This window comes from Mesorhizobium sp. LSHC420B00 (assembly GCF_000503055.1).
GTDB lineage: Bacteria > Pseudomonadota > Alphaproteobacteria > Rhizobiales > Rhizobiaceae > Mesorhizobium.
The window spans coordinates 800,334-806,333 of record NZ_AYVY01000002.1; the positions used below are offsets into that span (position 1 = coordinate 800,334).

General features: G+C 63.5%; 1 protein-coding gene. It reads left to right on the top strand.

Going from position 1 to position 6,000, the window contains the following annotated elements:
- Positions 1-221 precede the first annotated feature (221 nt).
- Positions 222-6,000, top strand: a 5,779-nt coding sequence (locus tag X760_RS47805) for a kinesin (RefSeq protein WP_023717832.1), incomplete at its 3' end; no start/stop codon positions are given.

Genomic DNA, 6,000 nt, shown 5'->3' on the forward strand with positions numbered 1-6,000 from the left:
TGATTGACCCGGAAAAATGTCGCGATAACGGCGCCGGAATCACGGCTGTGTTAACCTTATATTTAAAGTTTTACGTATCGGACGGAATGCATGTTTTCTTTACCCCGCTGTGTCATTACGATACGACAGGTCCATTTTCAGCCTCCTGCGCGGGACACGCTAGGCAGAATCAATAAGCACAACCATAAGTCCCGCGGCAGCTTGTACAGGGTAGCGAAGGCATGGCGAAGAAACCAACGACGACAAAAACGCTCGACAGCGACGTAGCCAGGGAACTCGAAAAGGCACTTGATATCGATCTGAGCGGCGATGCCGGCGGCGACTTCGACATCGCGGCATCCATGGAAGATCTGGAAGCGCAGATATCGCAAGCCGCCGACGAACTGGCGCGCGAAGGCCGCAGCCAGAACGAGGCGCCTGCCCCCGACCAGGCCCAGAATGCAGCACCCGCCGCCAATCAAAGCCAGAACCTAAATCCCGCGCCAAAAGCCAAGCCGGCTGAGTTGCGTCCTGTCGCAACGCGCAATGGCTCGCAGCCGCCAGCTTTCTCGCCGGCCAACGACGATCGTCAAAAAGACTATAAGACGCTCCTGCACACCCTCAACCGGCGCGCCTCGAACACGATCTATTGGGTCGTGGCTTTTGTTTCGCTGGCCTGGATCGCCGGCGCCGGTGGCCTCGCGAACCTGTTGTTCGGACCTGGCATCTGGAACATCCGCACCTTCGATCAGTTTTTCGCCCGTCCCGAGCTGATCGGCCTGGCGGTCGCGGCAATCGTGCCCGTCATCCTGTTCTGGGCATTCGCAGTGATGATTCGCCGCGCTCAGGAGATGCGCCTTGCCGCGCAGTCGATGACCGAGGTGGCCTTCCGTCTGGCCGAGCCGGAAAATCTTGCCCAGGATCGCGTCATGATGATCGGCCAAGCGGTTCGCCGCGAGGTGGCGGCCATGGGCGAAGGCATCGAACGCACGCTTGCGCGCGCCGTCGAGCTCGAAACGCTGGTTCACAGCGAGGTGAACCAGATCGAGCGCTCCTATTCGGAGAACGAGTCCCGCATCCGCTCGCTGGTCGACGGGCTGGGCAGCGAGCGCGAAGCGGTCGTCACCCATGCCGAGCGTGTGCGCGCCTCGATCACCGGTGCCCACGAGACGCTGAAGGACGAGATCAACGCCGCCAGCGATATCATTCGCGACAGCATTCTCAACGCCTCGACCAAGCTGTCGATGACGATCAACGAATCCGGCGACACGCTGATCGACAGGATCAACGGGAGCTCGATGTCGATCTTCGATTCGGTGGAAGGCCGGCTCGAATCGATCACCGACCGGCTGTCGACGTCGGGCGAGGCCTTCGCCAGCCTGCTCGACACCCGCATCGCCAAGCTGACGGACACCACCGATGGCCTGACGCGGTCGCTGACCGACCTGCTCGACGACCGCACGACCGGCATGGTGTCGCTGCTCGGCGGTGCCGCGCGCACACTCAATTCCGAATTCGAAGCCAGCCTCAACGGCATCGAGCGGACGCTTGCCGAACGTGGCCAGGCGCTGATCAGCGAGTTCCAGACCCGCGCCGAGGCGCTCGACACCGGTACGCAGAAGCTCAACGCCGCGCTGGAGGCTCGCGCACGCCAGATCAACGAGACGCTGGTCGAGCGCGCGCGCGAAATCGCCCACACCTTCCAGGATAGCAAGGAGACGCTGTCGGCGATGATCGATCAGGGCAAGACCCAGATCGGCGCCGACATGGCCGACATCATCTCATCGACCTCGACCATGCTCGAAGCCCGCGCCGGCGATTTCGCCGGGCGCATGGAAGCGGCGCGCCATGTCGTATCGCGATCGTTCGATACGGACATCCAGCGGCTTGCGGATGCTCGCGCCGGCATCGAGGAAGCCGTCGAAAACCACAGCCGCAAACTTTCCGAAAGCCGCGACCGGATGGCGGCGGCAATGCAGGCCGATCTGGCGAAGTTCGCCGAGGGCCGCGCCGAAATCGATGCGGCGGTGACCAACCAGGTGCAGAAGCTTGCCGAAGGCCGCGGCCTGATCTCGCGCGCCCTTGAAGAGGATCTGCGCAAGGTCAACGAATCGCGTGCAGCGATCGACGCTTCGCTGGGCAGCCATCTAGAAAGCCTTGAAGAGGGCCGCAACCGGCTCGCCCAGGCCTTGAACGAAGACTCTGGAAAACTCGTACAAGCCCGCACGATCATTGATGAAATGGTTGCCGGGCACGTCGGAAAGCTCGCCGAAGGCCGCAGCATTCTTTCGCGCGCGCTCGAGGCCGACCTCGGCAAGCTGGCAGACAGTCGCGCCAGCATCGACGGCCTTGTCGCCGGTCAAGTCGAAAAGATCGCCGAGGGTCGCGCCATACTCGCCAGTGCGCTGGAATCCGACATCGCCGGCATCAATGGCCTCATCGAGGCCCATTCGGCGAAATTGGCGCAAGACCGCAGCGGTCTTTCCCAGTCGCTCGAGAACGACCTGTCCGACATCAGAGGTCTGATCGCCGATCATTCGGGCAGGCTCGCCGATGATCGCAGCCTGCTTTCGAAGACGCTTGAAGACGATCTTGCCAAGCTGGCCGAAAGCCGGTCGAGCATCGACGGGCTGGTTGCCGGCCAGGTCGAGAAGCTTGCCGAAGGCCGCGATATCCTCAAGCGCGCGCTGGAATCGGACCTGAACGCGATCAAGGGCGTCATCGCTGGCCAGTCCGAAAAGCTGGCGGAAGACCGTGGCCAGCTGTCACGGGCACTGGAGAGCGACTTGGAGGCTGTGCGCGGCGTTGTCTCCGATCACATGAACAAGCTCGCGGAAGACCGTTCGACGCTGTCGAAGGCGCTCGAAGACGATCTCGCCAAGTTGGCCGAAAGCCGCTCGAGCATCGATGTGATGGTTGCCGGCCAGGTCGAAAAACTGGCAGAGGGCCGCGACATCCTCAAACGCGCTCTGGAAGCCGATCTGAGCACCGTCAAGGGCGTCATTGCCAGTCAATCCGAGAAGCTGGCGGAGGATCGCGGTCAGCTGTCGCGCGCACTGGAGACCGATCTCGAGACCGTGCGGGGCGTCGTCTCCGAACATATGAACAAGCTCGCCGAGGACCGTTCGGCCCTGTCGAAGGCGCTCGAGGACGATCTCGCCAGGCTGGCAGAAAGCCGGTCGAGCATCGACGGGCTGGTTTCCGGTCAGGTCGAGAAGCTGGCCGAGGGCCGCGACATCCTCAAGCGCGCGCTGGAAGACGATCTCGCCAAGCTGGCCGAAAGCCGCTCGAGCATCGACGGGCTGGTTTCCGGCCAGGTCGAGAAACTGGCCGAAGGCCGCGACATCCTCAAACGCGCTTTGGAGGCCGATCTCAACACGATCAGGGGCGCCATCGCCGACCAGTCGCAGCTATTAACCGACAATCGCGCACAGTTTTCGCGCGCCCTAGAGGCCGATCTTGGCAACGTCAACAGCCTTGTCGCTACCCACGCGGAGAAGCTCGTCCAGGACCGCTCGACCCTGTCGAAGGCGCTCGAGGACGATCTCGCCAAGCTGGCCGAAAGCCGCTCGAGCATCGATGGGCTGGTTGCCGGCCAGGTCGAGAAGCTTGCCGAAGGCCGCGACATCCTCAGGCGCGCTCTGGAAGCCGATCTGGAGAGGCTTGCATTGAGCCGCAGCGAGGTCGACGAGATTGTCGCCGGTCATGTCGGCAAGCTGACCGAGGGCCGCGACATGCTGACCCGCGCATTGCAGGACGATCTCTCCAGGCTCGCCGACACGCGCAAGGATGTCGACCGTTCGCTGTCCGGCCATATCGACCAGATCGCCGCCAGGAGCACCGACATCTCCGATGCCATCGCTGCCGACGTGGAAAAGATCGAGCAGGCGTTCAGCCGGCAGACAGGCATCATCGAGGAGCGCGCCAGCACCATGGAGCGGGCGCTGTCGACGGGTGTCGACAACGTTCGCAGTGTGCTCGAAAGAAGCGCGGTCTTCGTCGCCGGGGCGCTGCGCGAGAAGGTCATGGAAGTCACCAGCGCTCTGCATGAGCAGGCGGGCGCTGCATTCAGCGATGCCGACCGCAAGATCGCCGAGCGCGCCGAGCAGACCTCGGCCGCTCTGCTCGCCAGGGCGGAGGACATCGCCCGCACCTTCGAGGAGGCGGATCGTCGCCTCGCCGCCCGCGCCGAGGATACGTCGAGCGCACTGATTGCCCGCGCCGACGACACGTCGAACACCTTGCTCGCGCGCGCCCAGGAGACGGCCGATCAGCTGGCAACCCGAGCAAGTGAGATTGCCGGTACCTTCGACGCGGCGGACCACAGGCTGGTCTCTCGCGCCATCGAAACGGCCCAGTCGCTGGCTGCACGTGCCGGCGACATCTTGCGCAATTTCGAAACAGCTGACGAGCGGCTGGGCGTGCGCATCGGCGAATCCGCCGAAGCTCTCGCGGCACGTGCGTCGGATCTCGGCCGCATTTTCGATGCCGCCGACCAGCAACTTATTTCGCGCATTGCCGAAGGCTCCGAAGCACTTTCGGCACGTGCGTCCGAGATCGGCCGCATCTTCGAGGAGGCCGATCATCGCCTGGTGTCCCGTATCGCCGACAGCAGCACCGCAATCGGCGAACATGCCGACAACATTGTCGGTGCCTTCACCAGCACCGAGCAGCGGGTTGCCGAACGCGCCAGGCAGACTGGCCAGGAACTCGCCGTCCATGCCCGTGAAATCGAGCAGCTGCTTGCCGGTGCCGACGAACGCCTGGCCTCGAGTGCTGCCGCCACAGCGGCCCGCGTCGAGGAGCAGGTCGCCAGCGTCGAGAACCGCCTCGCCTACACTGCCGAGACAATGGGCCAAAAGCTCAACGAACAGGTCTCGAACGCCGAGGCGCAGTTAGTCTCGCGTGCGAACACGATCGCCGAAACCTTCACCGCGGTCGGCCAGCATATCGGCCAGAGCACCAACGACGCTGCAAAGACCATCGGTGCCAATACTCGCGAGCTCAGTACGATGCTTGCGGCACGTTCGGCCGAAATATCGAAAATCCTGGACGAGACGGCACGGCCTCTGGTCGAGCGCTTCGCCCAGGGCGGCTCCGAGCTGCAAAAGAGCATGGAAGAGGTCACCGAACGTGCGACAGAGAAGCTGCGCACTCAAAACGCCGCCCTCGTCGACGCCCTCGCCAGCCGCACGGCCGAAACTCTGTCGGCCGTCGAAGGCGCGCGCTCGACGCTTGCCGACAGCGTTGCCGACCTCATCGGCCGCATGACCGCCTCCAGCTCGCAGCTCGGTCAATTGATCGAGCAGGCGGCGACCAATCTCGGCCAGGTCGACGAACGCCTGACTGGGAGCACGCAAAGCTTCGCGGCGACCACGGAAAAGACCGCCCAGACTTTCGCCAGCTCGGCGCGCCTTGTCGATTCGAACACGACGCGGCTCACCGAGCTGTCGTCCTCGACCTTGCGCGAGGTTGCCTCTATCGCCACCAAGTTCGACGAGCACAGCCGGTTGCTGTCCAGCGCCTCGGATCTGCTGAGCTCGGCCCAGAGCAACCTCGAGCACACGCTCGAAAGGCAATCGTCGCTGGAGGACCTCGCCGTCGGCCTTGTTAAGAAGTCGGAAGATCTCGAACGGGTCATGCGCTCGTTCGAGAATCTGGTCGGCCAGACGCTGCAGAACGCCGAAGGCAAGACGCTGGAATCCGCCGACAAGATCCGTGCCGCGATTTCCGAAGTGGTCGATTCGGCTACCAAGCGCTTTGCCGATGCGACCGAGGAAATGCGGCGCACCGCCGGCTCGATCAAGAGCGAGCTCGACCTCACCCGAGCCGAGCTCAAGAAAGGCGTCATCGAGATGCCGGAAGAGGCAAAGGAATCAACCACGGCTATCCGCCGTGCCGTTTCCGAGCAGATCAACGCGCTGAAGGAACTTTCTGAAATCGTTGCCAAATCTGGCCGCAGCGCCGACAGTTCGGAACAGCGCAACCTGCGTCCGGCGCCGCAAGCGCCTGCCGCACGCG